The following is a 20,167-nucleotide window of genomic DNA, read 5'->3' as shown; positions in this document are numbered from 1 at the left end:
CAGGCGGGCAAAAGGCGATCTTGGATACGTCGGCGTCGTGGCGGCGCTCGGCGCCTGCGCTGCTTCTCGTCGCGTACTTCGTGGCGATGCCGATCCAGTTCGCATGGGGAACGACGCGTCAGATCGCGCCTGCCGACATCTTCATCGCCGCCTACCTGTTCGTCCGCGCTCCGCAGCTGCGGCATGTCGCGAAGGCCTGGACGCCGTGGCAGTTCGCGCTGGCGCCGCTGTTCGCGTTCGGAATGCTGGTGTCGGCGTTTCGCATTGGTGAGATCACCTCGTACGCCCTGCTGCAGAAGGGGCTCGGCCTGCTGGTCCTGTTCGGCCTGTTCACCGCGTTGGTCGACTTCATGCGGGATTGGGACCGGGTCATCTGGCTGCTACGGGCGTTCGTCGGCGCCGTGCTGCTCCACGCCGCGGTGGCGCTGGGGGCGCAGCTGCTGGTCTATGCCGGCGGGCCCACCCTGCCGTTGATCAACGAGCCCTACCCCGGCCAGCGGATCTCCGGCCTTGTGCTCGACGCCAACGCCTTCGGCGGGCTGCTGGCGCTGGCGTTCGTCCTGCTCCACCTCACCGTGGGAACCCCGGGCGCCCTGCTTCGGGGGAAGTGGGCGCTGATCGCCTACGTCGTGCTCCCGACCACGCTCCTGCTCACGTTCTCGCGCTCGTCGTGGATGGGTCTGGCGTTCGGTCTGTTCGCCATCCTGCTGTTGCGGCCGTGGGTCGGGGGCCGGGCGGTGCTGCGGGTCGTGATTCCGGCGCTCGTCGTGGTTCCGCTCCTCCTCGCGGCGATCCCGAACTCGATGGACCTGGTCATGAGGCCCGGCACGACCGCGTCCCGCGTCGTGATCGGCGAGGTCGCGTTCAACGGCTTCCTCGAGAACCCGATCATCGGGCTCGGGCTGGGCGTCTACATCGAGCAGCAGGGCATCGTCGTGCACAACACGTCGCTGTGGTTCCTGTCCGACCTCGGCGCCATCGGTCTGGTGGTGTTCATGGGGTTCATCGCGACGGTGGCGGTGCGGCTCGTCCTCGCGTGGCGGCTCGCTCCGCGCGAGTTCCGCACGATCCCGCTCGCCCTGCTCTGCGGGCACATCGTGATGTTCGGCGTGTCGTTCGGCATCGAGGCCTTCTACCAGCGGCACTGGTGGCTGGTCTTCGCGGCGACCGGGGCGGTCTACGCGCTCGTGACGACTCCCGCGGCTGCGCCGAGCGCGGCCGACGAGGTGGGTCTCAGATGAGCCGGGCGACCGAACGGGCTCCGTCGAACCTGCGGCAGGCCCACTGGGGCATCGTGAGCCAGGCGGCGAACACGGGCAGCAACTTCCTGCTGTCCGTGCTCGTGGCGCGCGTGGTCACCGCCGCCGAGTTCGGCGCGTTCGCGGTGCTGATGGTCTTCTACATGGTCGGGCTGGCCATCGTGCGCACGACCGGCAACGACGTGCTCAGCATCCAGTACGCGGGGACGGGCGAGCTGCGTGCACGGGCTCGCGAGCTCGTGACGTACGCCGTCGGGGTCGGGGTCGCGTTCGGGCTTGCCTGCCTCGGGGCCGGGGCGTTACTCGTCGGGCATCTCGAGCCCGCGTACGTCGTGCTCGCCGTCTCGCTCCCGTTCCTGTTCGTCCAGGAGGCGCTCCGCGGGTTCGCCTTCGCTCGTGGAACGCCGAGGGGCGCCGCCTTCAACGACGGGTTGCGCGTTCTCGTGCAGATCGCCGTCGCCGCCGCCGTCCTGCTCGTCGCGGATCACGTGACGATGACCGGCGCGATCGTCGGATGGGCCCTCGGTGGCGCCGTCGCGGCTGTCGCCTCCGCCGTCCGCTCCTCGATCCTTCCTGCCTGGCAGTGGCCGCATCGGTGGTTCGTCGCGAACAAGCACCTCGCGGCGCCCCTCGGCGCCAGCGACACGCTGGCCTACCTGCCGGCCAACCTGACCTACCTGCTGATGCCCGCCGTGACGGCGCTGTCCGAGCTGGGCGTGCTCCGTGGTGCCTACCTGTTCTTCGGGCCGCTCGGAATCCTGATCCTCACCCTGCGGTCGATGATCCTTCCCGACGCCGCTCGCCTCGACGGCCGGCAAGCCGTGCACCGGCTCGTCGTCCGCGCGGCCTTCGTCCTCGGCGCGGTGGCGGTCATCTGGGGTGTCGCCGTGGTCGCGCTGCCCGATGCCGCGGGCTCGTGGCTACTCGGTGACAGCTGGGACGGCACCTTCGTGCCGCGCGTGCTGCTCGGGATCAGCGTCGTCGCCGAGGCGGTCATGGCGTGCGCGGTCGCGGCTCTCGGGACCTTCCGGCTGGCCGACCGGATCGTCCGGATCCAGCTGGTCATGGCCCCGCTGACCCTGCTCATGGTGTTGGGGCTCGCCGCGCTGTTCGGCGCGAACGGAGCGGCAGCGGGGTTTGCGGTCTGTTACTGGGTCAGCGCGCTCGTCGCCTGGAAGCAGGTGCCGAGGCCGGGCGCGTCGGCGCCTCGCCCACAAGGGCGAAAGGTCGGGTGGAAGAGATGGGAACGGGCATGAACCGTAGGGACCAGCTCGACGAACTGGAGATCAGCTTCTGGGCCCGCGTCATCCGCCGCAGGGGGCTGCTCATCGCGGCGGTCGTCGTGGTGTGCACGGCTGCAACGGTGGCCGCGGTCCTGATGCGCGGCCCTGTGCACACCGCGCGGACGGAGATCTTCGTGTCCGGCGCCGAGCTCGCTCCCGAGGTGCAGTTCGTCGAGAGCCAGTACGTGACCGACGCGGTCGAACAGGTGCTCGGGTACGAGCCGGACGTCGCGGTCTCGGCGAGTGATACCTCGTTCCTCATCACGATCGAGGCGACCGCGCCCTCGCCGGAGGAGGCCGCGAGGGTCGTCGACACCTACGCGGCGACCTTCGTCACGTTGCGGGAACGCGTGGCGGGGGAGGCGTGGGGCGCGACCGTCGCGGAGCTGGAGCGGGCGGTGGAGCACACCCAGCTGGAGATGCAGCGCCTTCCCGTCGGCGATCCGGAAGGGAAGATCCAGCGGCTGGAGCGCGAGTTCGCGGCCTACTCGGAGGCGCTGGCGATGGCCGCGAACGGCTCCTTCGCCGATGCGCGCGCCCGTCCGGTCGTGCTGACCCAGGCGACGCTCCTCCCTGCCGGTTCCCCCGCGACCGAGCTGGCGTTCTACGGTCTCGCCGCCGCGGTGGTCGGCTTCGTCGCCGGTCTCGGGATCGCCGCGATCAGGGAGGGCACGAGCTCCCGGATCGGGGATCCACGCGCGGCGGCGGAGGTCGTCCACGCACCGCTGCTGGGGACGGTTCCCGCCGCGCCGAAGCGGTCGCGCCGCCGGGGCGAGCCAGGGTTCGATCGGCTGCTGCTCGCGCCGGGGACCGACGCCTACGAGGCGACGGGGCTGATGCGCTCCAGGCTGTGGCCGAACCGCGAGAAGCTGCGCGGCACCGTGCTCGTGTGCGGCATCGCCGAGTCGGATCGGCTCGACGCGTCGGCGGCAGCCGTCAACCTGGCTCGCAGCTATGCGCAGTCGGGGACGTCCTGCGCGCTCGTGTGGGCGGATTTCCGCAGCCCGGCCGAGATACTCGGGACGCTCGGCGCCGACCTGGACCGGCCGGGGCTCGCCGACGCACTGGCGGGTGCACAACCCGAGACGTTCCTCCAGGAGTCGCCGGACACGCCGAAGTTGTCCGTGCTCGTCCCGGGAATCGCGCCGACGAGCGTCGTCGACCTGCTCTCCGGTCGGCGCGTCGCCGACGTCATCGGCCGACTCGCCGAGGTCCGCGACGTCGTCGTCGTCCACACACCACCGCTGCGCGACCACCCCGACGCCCAGCTCGCCGGCAGGGCGGTCGAGACGTCGCTGCTCGTCGTCGGCGCCCGGACCCGCCGCCAGGACCTGCAACGAGCCGACGAGGAGCTGCGCGCGGCGGGAGTGACCGTCGGCGGAGTGGCCTTCGCCGGCCCGGCATCGTGAATCGGGCGGTACTCGCCACTGCAACCGCTGTCGCGCTGCTGGCAACCGCGGCCGTGGGATGCGCATCCGCAGCACCGCCCAGCGGCGCGCCGCCCGTGGTCTGGACGACCGGCTCCCTCACCCGCGTGGCGCTCGAGGACGCGCCGTCGCCGGCGGGCGCGGCAGTCCTGACCGCTGCACGCAACGAGTACGAGTCCTTCCAGATCGTGGTGTCCGGCGGTGAGAACGCGGTCACGGTCGAGGACGTGACCGTGACGGAGCTGGCGGGCCCCGACGGCGCGACGATCTCCGCGGACGACATCACGCTCTACCGCGAGCACTACGTGCGGGCCACTCAGGGGAGCCCGGACCGTGGAGGCAGCAACCGGCCGGAGGGAGCGGGGTTGTACGCCGACGGTCTCGTCCCGTTCGTCGACCCCGGCACCCGCGCCGAGCTGAACGGGTCGATCCGCGCCCGCGGAGCGGTGGTGCGGCCGGGCGAGAGCCAGCCGTACTGGGTCGACGTCCGCGTGCCGAAGGGCGCGACAGCCGGCGAGTACACGGGCACGTACGAGGTGACCACCGACCACGGCGGGTTCGACGGGCAGCTGACCCTGACCGTCCTGGATTTCACGTTGCCGGACGTTCCGTTGCTGCGCACGGCCTTCCTCAGCGAGTCGGACTCGGAGTCGACGAGCCGTGAGCTGCTGCGGCACGGGTTGATGCCGGGCTCGTCGCTGGACCTGCTCGGGCCGCTCGGCCGGGACGTGGGGTTGAACGCGGTGAACGCGGGCTTCTACAGCGGCGCGGACCGGGAGAACTGCGAACTGGGCCCGCCGCCGACGCCCGGTGAGATCCGGGAGCGGACGGCGACAGCGTCCCCGGGAGCCCTGATCTACAACTACACCGCCGACGAGATCGACGAGTGCGACGACTACGTCGAGCCGCTGAAGGAATGGGCACGCAACCTCCACGCGGCAGGCGTCAAGCAGCTCGTGACGATGCCGCCCGACCCGCGGCTGTTCAGCGACGACGCCGGCGGGCCGGGGGTCGACATATGGGCCTTCCTGCCCAAGGACTTCGACCCCGAGGTCATCGACCAGATGCGCGGCGCCGATCCCCGCATGCAGCTGTGGTCCTACACGGCACTGGCGCAGGACAGCTACTCCCCGAAATGGCTCATCGACTACTCACCGGCGAACTTCCGGGTACTGCCCGGATTCCTGAACTACAGCCTGGGGATCACCGGAACCCTGTACTGGCGCGTGGACAACTGGGAGGGCGTCGATCCGTGGGAGACGGTCGTGCTGTACGACGGCCGGTTCCCCGGCGACGGAATGTTCGTCTACCCAGGTGACGAGGTCGGCCTGCCCGACGGTGTCGTCCCGTCCATCAGGCTGAAATGGGTGCGGGACGGCGTCGAGGACTACGCGTACGCCCGGCTCGCGGGGCGCGTCAACCCGGTCGACGCCGGGCGGATCAGCCGGTCCGTCGGCCAGGACTGGCGGACGTGGTCCGACGATCCCGAGGAGCTGTACCGGGCGAGGCTGGAGCTCGCAGGGCTGCTCGACCCCGCGGCCCTGCAACTGCCTCGATAGCAGCACGTTCGCCGATCAGCTCACCGGCGCCCCTGGCATCAGCGCCGGCCTGCTGAGGACGCTGCCGGGGCTCAGCACATCGCACGCGGCGACCGGGGCTCCGTCTGGCGCGGTCCGCAGGTCCCGCAGCACGAGCCAGACATCGCTCGCGGCGACCCACAGCTCGTGGCGGTCGCAGTGGCCGACGGTGCCAGGAGCGGTGCCAGCCGTCTGTTCGGCCGTCGCGCTCGCCCGGCCCGTGGTGAGCACCGAACCGGTGGGGGTGTACAGCCGCGGCTTGCCCCACGGAGAGGTGAAGGGTCCGTAGTCGCAGGCGCGGACGAAGTCGGCCACCTGGCGTGCCGGGGCCGTCCACCGGATCCACCCGTCGTTCGGGACGGAACGACCGTAGTAGCGCCGGTTGCCGTGATCCTGGGCCACGGCGGGGATGGCGTCCGGGTTCGTCGAGAGCTCGTCGAGCAGGCGGGCGACGAGCGCGACACCCAGCCGGGCGCAGGACGCCGACACCGTGAGCCCGGTATCGCGCGGCGATATCGGGAACGTCGTGCTGTACGCGATCGCGCCCGCGTCGATGGCGGGGCTCATCCAGTGCAGGGTGACCCCGTGGGTGCGCTCACCCCGGTAGATCGCCCAGCTCGGCACGTTCATCCCGGCGTACTCCGGCAGCGGACCCGGGTGCAGGTTGAAGCAGCCGAAACGGGGAGCCGCGAGCACGTCGTGCGCGATGAGGTGCAGTGAGTGCACGTTGAGCAGCACGTCGACCTGCGCGCGCGCCAGCTCGTCGGCGAAGCCGGGATCCTTGACGGTCACGGCGGGCAGGACCGGAACGCCGTGGTCGCGGGCCACCGCGGCGAGGGAGTGGCCGATGTCGGCGGCGCGGTCGGGATCACTGAGCACCGCGTGCAGCCGGTGGGGCGAGTCCAGCACGAGGCGCAGCGCTCGCACGCCCGCGGCTTCCTGGGCAACGAGGACGATCTTCATGGGCTCGGGTGTCTGCGCTGGTCGGAGAAGAGGGTGTTGTGGCCCATCCACACGCCGCTGTCGAGCGTCGACATCATGGCCCTCGGGCTTGCGAGCAGGCCGGCGATCGCGGAGTTCTCGGTGTGGATGAGGGAGTACAGCCCGGTCTGGACGAGGAGGCAGCGGCGCGGGGCGAGCTCCCCGAACGTGGCGGACTCCAGCCTGCCGAGAGCGGCGCGTGCGCCCTGCGCGTCGGCGTGCCACAGCATGTGGTCGAGCACGTCCGCCACTCGCCCCGACCTGGTCGCCGCGACCTGCAGGACGTGGGCGAGGCCGGAGTCGGCGAGGTAGTACACGTACCAGCCGAGCGGTGTACCGGCACGGTCGAGCACCAGGTGGCGGTAGGGAGTCCCTCGGACGACGTGCAGGATGTCGAACAGCCACTCCAGGTAGGCCTCGTCGTAGTCCGGGTAGAGCCTCAGCCTCCGACCGGCCGAGCGCAGCTGCGCGGCAAGGCCGTCGGCGGTGAGGGGCTCGACGGTCACGTCGGGCCGCCGCGGGATCATTCGCGGTATTCGCCGCATGAGCCCCCGGCCCACGGTGTCGAGGCCGGGCCCGAGGACGCGCAGCGTCCGGCCGAGGCCGCTGCGCCCGCCGCGTTCGGCCACGTACCTCGCGAACCCCGCAGGCCGGAAGATCTTCGCCCAGGTCACCGACGGCGCGACGGCGGTGTACCCGCCGAGCCCCTCCCAGATCCTGCGCATGTAGTCGGTGGCGCCGTCGGAGAGCGTCACCTCCTGGGGACCGGCGAGCAGGCGGCGGGTGAGCAAAGCGCCGGTTCCGGGGGAACCGGGCGCGGCGACCAGCGGGCCGCTGAACACCACGCGTGCGGCCCTCCCGTCGACGCGGATCCGCCGGACCTGGGAGCCGATGAACCCGACCAGGTTCCCGTCCCGGTCCTCCTGCACCAGCGACGGCATGTCGTCGTCGGCCCACGGGTTGGCCATGAAGGTCAGCTCGAAGTACTTGACGAGCGCATCGGGGGGTTCCGGCCCACCGGACCGAGCGACCTGCTCGAAGAGCGAGCACACGGCCGGGAGGTCCGCGGCGGTCAGCGCCCGGATCGTCGTCACGTCGCCCCCCGCAGCAGCGCCCCGGTCGACTCGAGGTACTCGGCGAGTCGCCGCGCGGTGCGGAAGTTGTCCAGGTCGAAGTCCTCGAGCGGCAGGACCCACGCGAGCCATTCCTCGACCGCGGCGATCAGCATGACGACGGCGAGCGAGTCGGCCAGCCCCGTGTCGAACAGGTCGAGGTCCGGGTCGTCGAGCTCGATGTTCAGGCTGGTGCGGATCAGGCCCATGATCTGGCCGATGTGGGCGTCGGACGCGTCGAGCATCATGCCTCCGCTCGGGCGGTGGATGTGAGTTCGTGCCGGAACTGCTCTCTCAGCAGGCTCCGGTCGATCTTGCCGTTCACGTTCTTGGGCAGGTTGTCGAGAACGCGCCAGCGGCTCGGGAGCATGTAGGCGGGGACCAGCCGGCTGATCGCGGACCGCAGCGCCATCGGCGGCAGCTCGCATCCCTCCCGCACCGAGTAGGCGCAACAGATCGTCGTTCCCTCGAAGCCGCCGACGTCGACACCGACGACGGCGCACTCCCGCACCTCGGACGTCGCGTTCACCGCGGCCTCGATCTCGCCGAGCTCGATGCGGTAGCCGCGGCTCTTGATCTGCGAGTCGACCCGGCCGAGGAAGTGGACGACGCCGTCGCGGTCCCGGCGGGCGAGATCACCGGTGCGGTAGATGCGGTCGGGCCTCGCGAGCGGATCGGCCGGGGTCAGGAAGGCCGCCGCGGTCTTCTCGGGGTCGCGCCAGTACCCGGGCGAGAGGCCGGCACCGGAGATGTACAGGTGCCCGATCTCGTCCGGTTCCACCGGCTGGAGCGAGTCGTCCAGGATGTGCAGGTCCTCGCCGCCGCACGGCACCCCGATGGGAATGGGAACGGTCTCGTCACGTGGCACGCCGGGCACCGTGAAGTAGCTGCTCGCGATGGTCGCCTCGGTGGGGCCGTAGAGGTTCGTGAACCGGACGTGCGGCAGCAGCCGCATGCACTGCGCCAGCACCGGGGTCGGAAGGACTTCCCCGCACCAGAGCAGGCGCTCGAGTGCTGGGAAGTCGTCCTGCTCGATCGCGTTGAACTTGATCAGGTAGGTCAGCACGGAAGGCACCGAGAACCACTGGGTCAGCTCGCTGCCGCGGATCAGATCCGCGATCGCCCGCGGGCTCGGGTTCATGGTGCTCGGCACGAGGTGCAGTTCGGCACCGGCGGCCAGCGTGCCGTAGATGTCGAAGGTCGACAGGTCGAAGTGCAGGGGCGGGTGCCCCGAGACCCGGTCCGTCGGACGGATGCCGAAATACCGCACCGCCCACTCGACGAACGCGATCGCGTTCGCATGGGTGATCATCACGCCCTTGGGGATGCCCGTGGAACCCGACGTGAACAGCAGGTGCGCGAGCGCGTCCGAGCCGTGGCGCCCGCCGAGGGGCTCCCCGGAGAGGGTGCCGGCCTGTGCGGCGTCGAACGTCGTCGTGAAGGCACGCCCGACCACCTGACCCGCGACCCCGCCGATCGGGGTCGCACCGGCGTCGACCGCCCCCGCCTCGACGAGGCCGTCGGCCACGTCGACGCTCGACGAGTCGACCAGTACCACGTCCGGCTCCGATGCCGAGAGGATGCGCGCGACCCGCTCCGTCGGGCTGGCGCTGTCGATCGGCACGTAGACGCCGCCCGCCTTCAGGACCGCGACGAGGCTGGCGACGGTCGCGGGCGACTTCGATGCCAGTACGCAGACGCGGGAGCCGTCCCGGCAGCCCTCGGCGCGCAGCATCCGGGCGAAGCGGTTGGTGAAGGTCTCGAGCTCACCGTAGGTCCAGCGCTCGTCGCCCATGACGAGCGCACCTGCGTCGGGCCACCGGTCGGCGGCGCGGGTCAGGTAGTCCTGCAGTTGGTGCATCATGCGACCGCCAGTTCCTGAGCTGCGTCGAACACGAGGTTGACGTGGGCGAGCTCGTTCTCGGACGGCGGAACGTCCAGGATGAAGGTCCGGGATCCGAGCACGACGTAGTGGGCGATCATCTGCGCCACGGCCTCGTAGGTGCCCACGAGGTACGGGCAGGGCGCCTGGTTGTCGTGGAACGGGTCGAGCCAGTACCCGTCGGCCTTGCCGGTCATGGTGACCCGTCTGCCGATCCACTCGCGCCGGTGCCCCGGGAAGCGCTCGTGCGCGATCCGCCATGCCTCGTCCGAGTCAGCGCGCGCCACGATCCCGATCCGCACCCCGAACCGGCGGTCCGCGGCGTCCAGCCACGTCTGCTCCGCGCCGGGTGGGGCCGGGTGCTTCACCGCCGTGGCCCCGATGGCCCGTGCCGCCGCCATCGCCGCAGGGGAGCTTCCCGAGATGATGATCTCCGGCAGCAGGCCGTCCGGTATCGCGGGTGTCAGCCGGAGGTTGGTCACCGCGTAGTACTCGCCCGCGAGGGTGACGCACTCGCCGCGCATGAGGCCCATGGCGAGGTTCACGTACTCCACGGTCTGCGCGTACCGCTTGTCGTGCGACGTGCCCCCGCCGGCACCGAGCGGCTCGCCGCGGATCCCGGCTGCCAGCATGTTGAGGTGCACCGGCCTGCCGTGCAGGAAGGCGAGCGAGGAGACCGTTTTCGCCATCGTGTACGGATGCAGGTGCTCCGGCCGCACGGCGACGAGCGGGCGCAGCCGCTCACTGCTCTCGATCACGACCTGGGCCAGCAGCCAGGGATCCACCTGCGCGTCGTCGGCGTGGACGAGCATTCCGCAGAGACCGGCCCGTTCGCTCCAGGCCGCCACGTTCTTGATGGCGGCCACGTAGTCCCGCGCCGACATGTCCGGCGGTCGCGGGCACGTCGAATAGACCTTGATCACCAGCGTGCACCTCCCGGGCCGCGCCGATCGGCCGTGCTCACGTCTGGCTCATCAGGGGGGCGGCCGCGTGCTCCTGCGCGCGACGGAGATCGTCGATCCGTCCGATGTCGATCCACGAACCGGCGTGCTCGTAGACGTTCACCGGGGTGCCGTCCGCCAGCATCGCCAGCATCAGCTGGTCGAACCCGAAGGCGCCGTCTGCAGGGATGTGCTCGAAGATGGCAGGCTCCATGAGGTAGATCCCCGTGCTCACCAGGTACTGCTGCGAGGGCTTCTCGTGGAAGCCCTTCGCCCGCCCCGACTCCTGCTCGAGCACCCCGTATGAGATGTCGATCGTCTGCCGCTTCGCGACGACGGTCAGCGGCGCGGGCCGGATCGCGTGGTAGTCGATGACATCGCCTAGCCGGATGTCGGTGTAGACGTCGGAGTTGGCGACGAAGAAGGGGTCCTTCAGCCGGTCCCGCAGGGCGTTGAGCGGGCCGATGGTGCCGAGCGGCTCGTTCTCGACGACGTACTCGATGTCGACGCCCCAGCGGCTTCCGTCGCCGCAGTAGGACCGGATGAGCGGACCGAACTTGCTGACCGTGATGAAGACGCGCTTGACGCCCGCGTCGCCGAACTGCGAAATCATGTTGTCGACGACCGTGCCCTCCCCGAGGGGCATGAGAGCTTTGGGGAGAACCGTCGAGTACGGAGCGAGCCGCGTGCCGAGCCCGCCTGCCTGGATCACTGCCATGACGTCACCCATGTGGTCCTCCTGAAATACTGAAGAGACGTGTGGCCGTCCGGGCGATGATCGCGAGATCACGCGCGACGGACCACGTCTCGAGATACCGGAGCTCGATTCGGAGTTTCTCCGGAAGCAGCTCGCGGACGTAATATGCCTCGATGTCGGCCGGATCCACGCTCTCGATGTACGCTTGCTCGTCGCCGAACTCGAGATAGGCGAGGCCGGTGAGGCCGGGGCGCACCCGGAGCACCTCGGTCTGCTCCGGGGTGAAGGACGCCGCATAGCGCGGATCCTCTGGGCGTGGGCCCACGATGCTCATGTCGCCCTTGACGACGTTGAACACCTGGGGCAGCTCGTTGAGTTTGGTCGCGCGCAGCCACCTGCCGATGGGGGTGATCCGGGGGTCGCGCTCCCGGGTCACCCGAGGTCCGGAATCGCCCGGCCGCATCGTCGCGAACTTCAGCATCGTGAACTGGCGGCCGTCGCGCCCGATGCGTTGGGCGCAGTACAGCACCTCGCCTTGACCCACCGCCAGCACGATCGCGATGAGGAGGCAGACCGGGAGCACGATGGGCAGGGCGAGAATGCAGAGGAGGACGTCCAGCGTGCGCTTCCCGCGTTGCCGGACCCGGTGTGGGTGCAGACCGTTGACGGAGGTGCCGTCCCGCGTCCCGGCGGATGGGAATATCTCGGTGAGCGGGGGAACGTGCACGATCTGCAGGTCGGCGCGGGTCGCGGCGTCGACGACCGACCGGTCGACCCGCGCCGGCAACGGGCCGACGATGAGCAGCATGTCGGCCCTGAAACGGGCCGCCGCGGTTTCGATGTCGGCCTTGGTGCCGTGGACGGGAACGCCGTCGAAACGTTGTTGCAGAAGGCTCGTGTCGTCGTCGAGCAGTGCGACGGGAAGGAGGTTCCGGTCGGGGTGCTCGAGCATGGAGCGGACGAGATGGGGGCCGTCCGCGCCCGCTCCGAGAAGGATTGCCCGGCGGCTGCCCTGATGGTATCGGCGGAGCGCCCGCACTCGTGCGGAACGGATGGTGCCGCGGAGTCCGACCGTCGCCATGATGGCAATGGGAAGCGCGATCAACGGGACGGTCCGAGGCACGATCAACGGCGACACGACGACGTTCGTGACGAAGAGCAGAACACCCACCACGAGCATCGATCGGGCCACGTCGGCGACGTCGTCGAAACTGCCGATCGGGAACGGCCGGTAGAACTGGATGATGCCGCCGCACAGCAGCTGGGCGACCACGGCGATGCCGCCGATCCGGAGCAGGCCGCCCGGATCGATCTCGCCGAGCTGGAACTCGTACCTCAGCAGGAGTGCGCAGGTGAGCGCGAACGCCCATGCAGCCGTGTCGATCATCGCGAGCGCGATCGACCGCACGAGATGGGCCCGACGGTGGGCGCGGGCCCGCGTCACCGTGGCGGCCCGGTGCAACGGACGCGCTCGCGAGTGATCGCGGGTCCGAGCGGAAACGGGCGTGGTCTCCACCTTGCTCCTCGGTGCGAATCAGCCGACCGCGAGAAATCGAGGTCGATGCTCGTAGGAGATGCTGGCAGGGACCGGAGTCGAGCGAATCGTCAGAATTGTGGAACAGCCGGCGCGGCCGGTGGCCGCGGGAGCGGCCGGTACCCGCTCGAACGCAGCGAGTAGTTCGAATTGACGAATGAAGAAGCGCAGTTCGACGAGTCAGGTGTGGCGGCTGCCGGGAGCGGACTCCTGACGGAGCAGCGCGACGGCCTCCAACTGCGAGCCGACCTGCAGCTTGGAGAGGATCGATCTGATTTGCGTGCGGACCGTCGGCATGCTCACCACGAAGTGCGCGGCGATCGCGGCAGCGCGCATGCCCTCCGCGAGCAGCGCGAGCACCTCGCGTTCGCGCGGGCTCAGGCGGGCGAGCCGCCGGGCGACCTCGCGCTCCTTCGCGACGTGGTGCCGATGCCGTTCCAGCCACTCCCGGTGTTCGGTTCTCGTCATCACCGGCTGGCCCTCGGCAGCGGCGGCCACCGTCTGGAGCAGCGCCTCGAACGGCCGCGACTTCGGGACCGAGCCGATGGCCCCCGCGGCGATCGCGGCAGCGACCCGCGAATCGTCGAGGCTGCCGGTCACTACCAGTACCTTCCAGCCCCGCGCCCGCAGGCCCTCCACGAGGTCGGCGCCGTCGACCCGGTGACCCGATGAATCATGGCCGAGATCGAGGTCGAGCACGACGAGGCCGGTGGGACCCGCGTTGCCGCCGAGGAAGCCGGGCACGTAGGCGACCGGGAGAACACCGGCGTCGAAGCCCTTGCTGCGCAGCGCCATGGTCAACGAGGTGCTGAAGAGCTCGTGATCATCGATGATCAGGACCGGATAGCCGACGGCGCCCGTCCCGGTGCCGGCGAGCCCACCGTCGACGGCGCCGCTCATGAAGCGTTGCACCACAGGCGCGCCGGAATCGGCGACTGCGAGGCCTCGTCGGATGCAGGCGGGCCCGGCAGCCGGACGACCACCGTGCAGCCGACGCGGTCGGGCGTCGGCGGGGCGATCTCGATCGAGCCGCATGAGGCCTCGACGAGCTTGCGGCAGATGTGCAGGCCGAGGCCCGTGCCGCCGGTCCTCTCGGCGCGCACGCCGGGCTCGAAAACGGCGTGCTCGCGACCGGGCGGGATGCCCGGCCCGAAGTCGCGCACATGGATCACGATGCCGTCACCGTCGCGGAAGGCCGTCAACCGCACCGGGCTTCCCGGGGCGTGGCGCGCGACGTTGCCGACGAGGTTGGCCATGACCTGGGCGAGCGCGTCCGGCGCCCCGTTGGCGCGCAGTCCCGGGTCGCTGTCGAGCCGGATGTCCATCCCGTTCGCCGCATGCAGCGCGACGAGCCCGTTCAGGACCGGACCGATGGCATACGTCGAGCTGCCCGGCAGGCTCCGGCCGTCGCCGTGCCCGCGCAACAGCTCGTCGAGCCGGCACAGCTCCGACGCGACGGCGTCCCTCAGCAGCGGATCCGCCCTGTCCGCGCGCATGAGGCTCGTCGCCCCGGCCAGGCCGGCGAGCCCGTTGCGCAGCTCGTGGTCGCGCTCGGCGGTACGGGCGAGCCGGATCTCGGCGAGCCGGAGCTCCTCGTCGTGGGCGGCCTGCTCGTCGGCGAGCCGGTCGAGGGCATCACCTGCCAGGTGCACGGTTCCCCACAGGACCACACCGACGGCGAGCAGATCGACGCCGGAGAACACCAGATCCAGGTCTGCCCTCAGCCAGATGTCCGCGCAGGCCCGCCCGGCGTCGGTGATCCCCAGCAGCGTGAGCCCCGCACCCACCTGCCACAGGGGCCACGCGCGCCGTCGCACGGCGCGCAGGGCGATCGCGGCGGCCAACCCGCTCCACACCAGCGCGCCCGCGATCCGTGCCTGCGGCGACGTCATGACCGCCTGGACGGCCGTGGGAAAGGTGAGCCCGATCCCGCCTGCGGCCGCAATCAGGGCGCAGCCACCGAGAACCGTGTGGCCGGTTCGCCAGCCCACCGGGGGCGGCGAGCCGATCAGCGCGACGATGAGGAACACCACGATGATGCCGTGGACGAGCAGGCGCACAGCCCCGACCGCCAGCGCTGGGGCGACGTCGAGTGCGCCGATCATCGTCGTGGGGATGGCGAGCAGGCTGTAGCACGCGAGCACGAGGCTGAGCCAGCCGATGCGAGGGGTGGCGGTGAGCCGGGCGACCAGCGTGGCCAGCAGGGCTGCGGACGCACCTCCTGCCGCGACGAACAATGCGAGGACCAGCGTCAACCGAGCGTGCGGCAGTTGGCTCTGCAACGGTGGACACACCACTGCCACCACGGCGATAGCCGTGATCACGAGGACGACGTCCCGGATGACGCGGCAGGCGGCCGCGCTCTGGCCCGGCGCGTCCCACGGCGCGACGGCGACTGGCAACCGCATCGACGAACCTCCTCACTGAGGCACACGGGTCGCTGCCCGAGAGTCGTTCGAGCGACCGCCGCCGTTAGTGCGCCGTGAATGGCTGATGTGGCGGTTGATCAGCGACGGGGCACCTCCTGGCGCCGATCCTGATCGAGAACTCGGCCCTGCGGGGCGGCTCGGCGCTCGCGGTTAACGAGCCGGAGACCGGCAGCGAGTCCCCGCCCATGCGCGGCGTGCCTTGCCTGGTGCCGCGTTGTCGATCGCGGCCGAAGGTCGATTCGCCCCGACATCACGCAGACGCGGCAGATCGCGCAAGGGGCAGATGGAGACAGTCGTGGACATCTATACGACGTGCCCCCCGTCCACCGGGTACGAGGGCGCGGACTACCTGAGTGCCGTCGCGGACGTGTCGAGGTGGAGCGATCGCGCCGGATGCGCGGGAACGCTCGTGTACACCGACAACCGGCTCATCGACCCGTGGCTCGTCGCGCAGGTCGTCGTCCGCAACACCCGGCAGCTGAACCCGCTGGTCGCCGTGCAACCGGTGTACATGCCTCCCCACACCGCGGCGAAGATGGTCGCCTCGATCGCGCACATGCACGGCCGGTCCGTGCACCTCAACATGGTCGCGGGCGGATTCGTCAAGGACCTGCTCGCGCTGGGCGACACCACGCCGCACGACGACCGCTACACCCGGCTCGTCGAGTACACGAAGTTCGTGCTGGCCGCTCTGCCGGGGCTCCAGGTGCCCGAGCACCTGTTGCCGCAGGTACTGGTCTCCGGGTCGTCACCAGCGGGGCGGGAGGCGGCGCGGTCGCTGGGGGCGACCGCGGTGAAGTACCCGCAACCCCCCGGCGAGGAGGCCCTGTGGACGGGCCACGGACAGGACTCCCACTTCGGCATCCGGGTGGGGATCATCGCGCGTGACACGTCCGACGAGGCGTGGCGGATCGCCCGTGCCCGGTTCCCGGAGGACCGCCGCGGTCAGATCACCCATCGGATGGCGATGGCGGTGTCCGACTCGCACTGGCACGGCCAGCTCTCCGGTGACTCCGACCCGACGCGGGGCGACGACGAACCCGACCCGTACTGGCTCGTGCCGTTCCGGAACTACAAGACGTTCTGCCCGTACCTGGTCGGCAGCTACGCGCGGGTCGCCCGCTCACTCGCGCATTACATGGCACTCGGTACGACGACGGTCATACTCGACGTCCCGCCGAGCGAGGAGGAGCTCGCCCACAACTGCCTCGCGTTGGAGAAGGCGAGTGAGCTCGCGCCCGCGTGATCGGGTGAGACGGTCGAGACGACGACGGCTGGACCTCGTTCCAGCGGAGGGACGGACGATGGCCGCGGTGGCCGGCAGGGCAATGGGACCGGGCTCGGCGCCGTGGGTGTCGCCCCGACGCTGGGCCGCGATCAGCAGGCGGGGCGTCGTGGCGGGGCTCGCCGCGCTGGCACTCGCGAGCTGCGCGTCGTCGGCTTACGAGCCCGCGGCTCCGGGAAACGCCGCCGTGGTCTCGGGGGTGCAGGTACAGGAGCTCACGTCGGGCCTCGAGGTGCCGTGGGGCATCGCGTTCCTCCCGGACGGCGGCGCGGTGGTCGCCGAGCGGGAATCCGGCCGGATCCTCCGGGTCGACTCCGGCGGGGGGTCGGTTCGCGAAGTGGCGCGCATCGCCATCCAGGCCGAGGGTGAAGGCGGGCTACTCGGATTGGCCGTGTCGCCGGACTTCGACTCGGATCAGCTCATCTACGCCTATCACACCGCGCCCGAGGACAACCGGATCATCCGGTTCCGGCTCGACGCCCCGGCGCGGCCAGAAACCATTCTGACCGGTATCGACCAGGGCACGTACCACAATGGTGGCCGAATGGTCTTCGGTCCGGACGGCCTGCTCTACGTGGGGACCGGCGATGCCGGTGACGACGATGCGGCCCAGGATCCGAACGATCTGAACGGCAAGATCCTCCGCGTGACCCCGGACGGGGCCCCCGCCCCGGGGAACCCCGACCCGCGGTCGCCGGTGTACTCACTCGGGCACCGCAACGTACAGGGACTGGCGTTCGACGCCGACGGCCGCCTGTTCGCGACCGAGTTCGGGCAGAACGATCTCGACGAGATCAACCTGATCGAACCGGGCCGGAACTACGGGTGGCCTGAGCTGGAGGGCAGCGGGGACACCGAAGGTGGCCGATTCACCAACCCGCTGCTCACCTGGACCGTCCGGGAGGCCTCTCCCTCGGGAGCGGCGATAATCGGCGACACCCTCTACGTCGCGGCGCTGCGCGGAGAACGGATCTGGAGCGTTCCGCTCGACGGTTCCGGCGGCGTGGGAGAGCCCGCGGTATTGGTGGACGCCACGTACGGGCGGTTCCGCACGGTTGTGGCCGCACCGGACGGCGCGCTCTGGGCGTCGACGTCGAACCGCGACGGGCGGGGGGACATCCGCGACGGTGACGATCGCATACTCCGGATCCAGCCGCCCGGCTGATCACCGTTTCGGAGCACGATTCCGCCGGCCTCGCGGGTGCCCGTAACGGCGGGTGGGCGATGGCCGAGTGAACAGCCGTGTTGAGCACCGCAGGCGGATCTCCGGTCGTTTCCGCGCCATTGATCGAACTCGGGGCACCCGTGCTCGGAGAAGCGGAAAAACGAGCGCTCGCCGAAGTCATCGACGATGGTTGGCTGACGATGGGAGAGCGCGTCCGGCGATTCGAGCAAGCGTTTGCCGCGCTCCACTGGATCGACGACGCGGTGGCGGTGAACTCCGCGACGGCTGCCTTGCAGGTGAGCCTCGCGGCGTTCGACGTCGGACCGGGCGACGAGGTGCTCCTGCCGTCGATGAGCTTCGTCGCCACCGCGAGCGTCGTCGTGCACGCCGGCGCGACCCCGGTCTTCGTCGACATCGAGTCGCCGGATCGGCCGCACATGTCGGTGGAGGACGCCCGTGCGCGCATCACGCCCCGCACCCGGGCGATCATGGTGATGCACTACGGCGGGTACCTGATGGACATGCCGCGGTGGCGGGCCCTCGCGGACGAGTTCGGTTTGCTCCTCTTCGAGGACGCCGCGCATGCCGTGGGTCTCTCCGGCGCGGTCGGCACGCTCAGCGACGCCGCCTCTTTCAGCTTCTTCACCAACAAGAACATGACCACCGCCGAAGGCGGGATGATCATCATTTCGGACGAGGCCAGGCGGGCGCGGGCGCGTTTGCTGCGCAGCCACGGAATGACGGCGAGCACCCTGGCGAGGGACCGCGGTCGCGCGGTCGGCTACGACGTCGTGGAGTGCGGGCACAACTTCCGCATGGACGAGTTGCGGGCGGCGATCGGCATCGTGCAGATCGAGCGCCTTCCGGTGTGGAACGACCGCCGTCGGACGCTGACCGAGGAATACCGGGCGCTCGTCTCGAGCACGACGCCCGACGTCGTCGTGCCATTCGAGCGTGCGCATCGGACCACGGCGCACATCATGCCGGTGCTGCTTCCGGAATCAGCTGATCGCGCTGCCGTGATGGCCCGGATGCGGGCATCCCGGGTGCAGACGAGCGTGCATTACGCGCCCATTCATCGGTTCGAGTACTACCAGCGGACCTCCGGCCCCTGGTCGTTGCCGAACACCGAGCTGTTCAGCCGGCGTCAGCTGACGCTTCCGCTCCACCCGCGGCTGACCTCGTCCGACGTAGAACGCGTTGTCGAAACGCTGCGGGACGCCCTGGCGCAGCGCCAGGCCTAGATATATCCGAGGGAGCTGCTGACGGTGGAAACGGACTTCGCGGGGCGGCGCGTACTGGTGGTCGGCGGGGCGGGCTACGTCGGATCGGTGCTCGTCGCGCGGCTGCTGGACGCCGGCGCGCACGTGAACGTGCTCGACCAGCTGGTGTACGACAACGGTTTCTCGTTGCAGCACCTCCTTGACGACCCCCGGCTCACGCTGATGCGGGGCGATCTGCGCGACACCCGCGCCGTCGCGAAGGCTGCCGTTGGCTGCGACAGCGTCGCGCTGCTCGCCGCGCTCGTCGGCGACCCGATCTGCAAGAGGTACCCCGAGCTGGCCCGGCAGGTGAACGCCGAAGGCGCCGCCCGCATCCTCGACAGCCTCGATTCGCTCGGCGTCGAGCGGTTCGTCTTCACGTCGACGTGCAGCAACTACGGGATCCACGAGAGCACGAGCTTGGCGGACGAGGAGAGCGACCTCAATCCGCAGTCGCTCTACGCCGAAACCAAGATCGACATGGAGCGCCACATCCTGACCGGGGCACGGTCGGCGGATTGCGTTCGCACCGTACTGCGGATCGCCACCGCGTATGGGCTCTCGCCGCGTATGCGTTTCGATCTCACGGTGTCGCAGTTCGCGCGGGAACTGGCGACGACGGCCGAGCTGCTCGTCTACGACGCCGAGACGTGGCGTCCGTACTGCCACGTGCGCGACATCGCCAAGGCGGTGATGACGGTGCTCGCCGCGCGTCCCGATGCGGTTCGGGGCGAGGTGTTCAACGTCGGTGACGAGGCGCAGCAGTTCACCAAGCGCATGATCGTGGAAGAGGCGCAGAAGCACCTCTCCGGCACCTCGGTCGAGTTCCGCGAGGGCGACACGGATCCGCGCAACTACCGGGTGGCGTTCGGCAAGATCGCGGACCGGCTCGGGTTCCGGGTCGACCACACCGTCCAGGACTACGTTCCCGCCCTGATATCGGCCGTCCAGGCAGGCGTCTTCTGCGCGGCCGACGAGAAGCATTACGGCAACTACGAGGTGCGCCACCTGAGCTAGCGGGTGGCCGCGCCCATGATCCGCAGTATCGGTTGCTCATGGTTGTGCCGGCAGCCATGAGCACCCGCTACTTGCGATCTTCCCGTGCATGATCCGGAGTTTCGGGTGCTCATGGTCGTCGGGGCAACCGTGGACAACCGCTAGTTCGGATCATGCCCGCCACCGGCCGAGGGGCCCGGGTGGGTCTGGCGCGATCGTGTCGGTCCATCGGGTCGGTCTGGTTGGGCATCGCGCCCACGAAAGACCCGGCACCCGGCCGCACCCGGGGGCGCGTTCCGCGGAACGCAGCGCGACCGGACGCGGTGATCAGCGGTTC

The 20,167-nt window shown here is 70.2% G+C and carries 17 protein-coding genes; 8 read left to right on the top strand and 9 right to left on the bottom strand.

The genetic code is table 11. From position 1 onward, the window contains the following. The first annotated feature begins 20 nt into the window (after positions 1-20). From K1T35_RS39890 to K1T35_RS39875, 4 genes are all read left to right on the top strand, one after another. Positions 21-1,241, top strand: coding sequence for an O-antigen ligase (locus K1T35_RS39890; protein ID WP_220256869.1), 1,221 nt, complete (start codon positions 21-23; stop codon positions 1,239-1,241). Then, a complete protein-coding gene (locus K1T35_RS39885) occupies positions 1,238-2,515 on the top strand; it encodes a hypothetical protein (RefSeq protein ID WP_220256868.1) in 1,278 nt (425 codons plus the stop codon). The genes K1T35_RS39890 and K1T35_RS39885 overlap by 4 nt, the downstream gene beginning before the upstream one ends. Then, positions 2,512-3,951 (top strand): hypothetical protein, encoded by a 1,440-nt coding sequence (locus tag K1T35_RS39880; protein ID WP_220256867.1) that lies wholly within the window; start codon positions 2,512-2,514, stop codon positions 3,949-3,951. Before K1T35_RS39885 ends, K1T35_RS39880 begins: the two co-directional genes overlap by 4 nt. A gap of 95 nt (positions 3,952-4,046) precedes the next feature. Then, positions 4,047-5,528 carry a DUF4091 domain-containing protein gene (locus K1T35_RS39875; RefSeq protein WP_220256866.1) on the top strand — a complete coding sequence of 494 codons (1,482 nt, stop codon included), beginning with the start codon at positions 4,047-4,049 and terminating at the stop codon, positions 5,526-5,528. Positions 5,529-5,543: 15 nt separating this feature from the next. Here K1T35_RS39875 and K1T35_RS39870 read toward each other — a convergent pair whose 3' ends face one another. The 9 genes from K1T35_RS39870 to K1T35_RS39830 all read right to left on the bottom strand — a co-directional run bounded on the left by K1T35_RS39870 (position 5,544) and on the right by K1T35_RS39830 (position 15,101). After that, a complete protein-coding gene (locus K1T35_RS39870; protein WP_220256865.1) occupies positions 5,544-6,509 on the bottom strand; it encodes a methionyl-tRNA formyltransferase in 966 nt (321 codons plus the stop codon). After that, entirely contained in the window at positions 6,506-7,621 is a 1,116-nt protein-coding gene (locus K1T35_RS39865; RefSeq protein ID WP_220256864.1) for a hypothetical protein, read from the bottom strand. The genes K1T35_RS39870 and K1T35_RS39865 overlap by 4 nt, the downstream gene beginning before the upstream one ends. Continuing rightward, the gene (locus K1T35_RS39860; RefSeq protein ID WP_220256863.1) at positions 7,618-7,884 is read right to left on the bottom strand and encodes an acyl carrier protein; all 267 of its coding nucleotides are present in this window, start codon (positions 7,882-7,884) and stop codon (positions 7,618-7,620) included. Before K1T35_RS39860 ends, K1T35_RS39865 begins: the two co-directional genes overlap by 4 nt. Next, positions 7,884-9,503 carry an amino acid adenylation domain-containing protein gene (locus K1T35_RS39855; protein WP_255621229.1) on the bottom strand — a complete coding sequence of 540 codons (1,620 nt, stop codon included), beginning with the start codon at positions 9,501-9,503 and terminating at the stop codon, positions 7,884-7,886. The genes K1T35_RS39860 and K1T35_RS39855 overlap by 1 nt, the downstream gene beginning before the upstream one ends. Next, positions 9,500-10,444, bottom strand: coding sequence for an LLM class flavin-dependent oxidoreductase (locus tag K1T35_RS39850; RefSeq protein ID WP_255621228.1), 945 nt, complete (start codon positions 10,442-10,444; stop codon positions 9,500-9,502). The genes K1T35_RS39855 and K1T35_RS39850 overlap by 4 nt, the downstream gene beginning before the upstream one ends. A gap of 37 nt (positions 10,445-10,481) precedes the next feature. After that, complete coding sequence (locus K1T35_RS39845; RefSeq protein WP_220256862.1) at positions 10,482-11,192, bottom strand: sugar phosphate nucleotidyltransferase; 711 nt, start codon at positions 11,190-11,192, stop codon at positions 10,482-10,484. After that, a complete protein-coding gene (locus K1T35_RS39840; RefSeq protein ID WP_220256861.1) occupies positions 11,185-12,675 on the bottom strand; it encodes a sugar transferase in 1,491 nt (496 codons plus the stop codon). Before K1T35_RS39840 ends, K1T35_RS39845 begins: the two co-directional genes overlap by 8 nt. 198 nt (positions 12,676-12,873) lie before the next feature. Then, positions 12,874-13,593 (bottom strand): LuxR C-terminal-related transcriptional regulator, encoded by a 720-nt coding sequence (locus K1T35_RS39835; RefSeq protein ID WP_220256860.1) that lies wholly within the window; start codon positions 13,591-13,593, stop codon positions 12,874-12,876. Beyond that, a complete protein-coding gene (locus K1T35_RS39830; protein WP_220256859.1) occupies positions 13,590-15,101 on the bottom strand; it encodes a HAMP domain-containing sensor histidine kinase in 1,512 nt (503 codons plus the stop codon). The genes K1T35_RS39835 and K1T35_RS39830 overlap by 4 nt, the downstream gene beginning before the upstream one ends. Positions 15,102-15,417: 316 nt before the next feature. On the opposite strand from K1T35_RS39830, the gene K1T35_RS39825 reads away from it, so the two are divergent. The 4 genes from K1T35_RS39825 to K1T35_RS39810 all read left to right on the top strand — a co-directional run bounded on the left by K1T35_RS39825 (position 15,418) and on the right by K1T35_RS39810 (position 19,851). Then, entirely contained in the window at positions 15,418-16,368 is a 951-nt protein-coding gene (locus K1T35_RS39825; protein WP_255621227.1) for an LLM class flavin-dependent oxidoreductase, read from the top strand. A 58-nt stretch (positions 16,369-16,426) separates the two neighbouring features. Beyond that, positions 16,427-17,572, top strand: a complete 1,146-nt coding sequence (locus K1T35_RS39820; protein WP_220256857.1) for a sorbosone dehydrogenase family protein — start codon at positions 16,427-16,429, stop codon at positions 17,570-17,572. 77 nt (positions 17,573-17,649) lie between these two features. Further along, the gene (locus K1T35_RS39815; protein WP_220256856.1) at positions 17,650-18,816 is read left to right on the top strand and encodes a DegT/DnrJ/EryC1/StrS aminotransferase family protein; all 1,167 of its coding nucleotides are present in this window, start codon (positions 17,650-17,652) and stop codon (positions 18,814-18,816) included. A gap of 24 nt (positions 18,817-18,840) precedes the next feature. Beyond that, positions 18,841-19,851 carry an NAD(P)-dependent oxidoreductase gene (locus K1T35_RS39810; protein ID WP_220256855.1) on the top strand — a complete coding sequence of 337 codons (1,011 nt, stop codon included), beginning with the start codon at positions 18,841-18,843 and terminating at the stop codon, positions 19,849-19,851. Positions 19,852-20,167 lie beyond the last annotated feature (316 nt).

It is taken from the genome of Pseudonocardia sp. DSM 110487, from assembly GCF_019468565.1.
In the GTDB taxonomy this organism is placed as follows: domain Bacteria; phylum Actinomycetota; class Actinomycetes; order Mycobacteriales; family Pseudonocardiaceae; genus Pseudonocardia.
This window is presented reverse-complemented; position numbering and strand designations above follow the sequence as displayed.